At 40.8% G+C, this 840-nt stretch carries 2 protein-coding genes; both read left to right on the plus strand.

Annotated elements, in window-relative coordinates:
* Positions 1 to 410, plus strand: a 410-nt coding sequence (locus E1189_RS00910; protein ID WP_155158243.1) for an AAA family ATPase, incomplete at its 5' end; no start/stop codon positions are given.
* The gene (locus tag E1189_RS00915; RefSeq protein ID WP_155158244.1) at positions 407 to 829 is read left to right on the plus strand and encodes a hypothetical protein; all 423 of its coding nucleotides are present in this window, start codon (positions 407 to 409) and stop codon (positions 827 to 829) included. The genes E1189_RS00910 and E1189_RS00915, both read left to right, overlap by 4 nt.
* Positions 830 to 840: the final 11 nt, after the last annotated feature.

Consider the following 840-nt stretch of genomic DNA (forward strand, 5'->3'; position numbering starts at 1 on the left):
TTTTGGATGAGCCTGAAGCTCATTTGCATCCACCTCTTTTATCTGCCTTTATACGCTCGCTGTCAGACTTACTAATTGACAGAAATGGCGTTGCCATCATTGCTACCCACTCGCCAGTTGTACTTCAAGAAGTGCCTCAAAGCTGTGTCTGGACATTGTGGCGAAGCGGTAAAAATAATAAAGCAGAAAGACTTGAGCAGGAATCATTTGGTGAGAATGTAGGTGTTTTAACAAGAGAAGTGTTCGGACTTGAACTGACTAACTCTGGCTTTCATAAAATGCTCTCGGACTCTTCTACAAAATATCCCTCATATAAGTCAGCATTAGCTAGCTTTGACGGTCAGCTTGGTATGGAGGCAAAGGCGATTCTTAGAGCCCTCTACTCAGAGAAAGAGAGTTCTAGTAAATGAAAAAATTACCAAAGCCAGAACTAAATGCAAAGGATGTTTTTTCTAGGTGCGTCAGTAGAATTAGAGATGACGATTTAAAAACTAGATTAATGTCATGTGAAGATACTGTTGAATTAGCGGCCAGCGAATTTGACCAAAAAGCACTAGCTGTTGAATTACATACAATTCAATCATCAGATAATGTGGACAACACTGTTACTTCTGATGAAATGAAAAGTGTCTACACGCAAAGAATGGTAAAAAAAACCTCTCCTGGGCGCGAGTATTATGATTTACTCATGGCGATACCTGCCCACGGAAGATGTCCATTGTGTGGGCAAAGAATAGTAACAACACTAGATCATCATTTACCCAAAGCTCATTATCCTGCTCTAGTGGTATCCCCTCTAAACCTTATTCCTGGGCTAAGTTACCCATGACGGTTGCTTGA

It is taken from the genome of Parendozoicomonas verongulae, from assembly GCF_009711465.1.
GTDB classification, from domain to species: Bacteria; Pseudomonadota; Gammaproteobacteria; order Pseudomonadales; family Endozoicomonadaceae; genus Sansalvadorimonas; species Sansalvadorimonas verongulae.

Excerpts from the sequence above, each read along its gene's own strand:
- E1189_RS00915 (WP_155158244.1), top strand. The coding sequence starts at position 407 with ATGAAAAAATTACCAAAGCCAGAACTAAATGCAAAGGATGTTTTTTCT.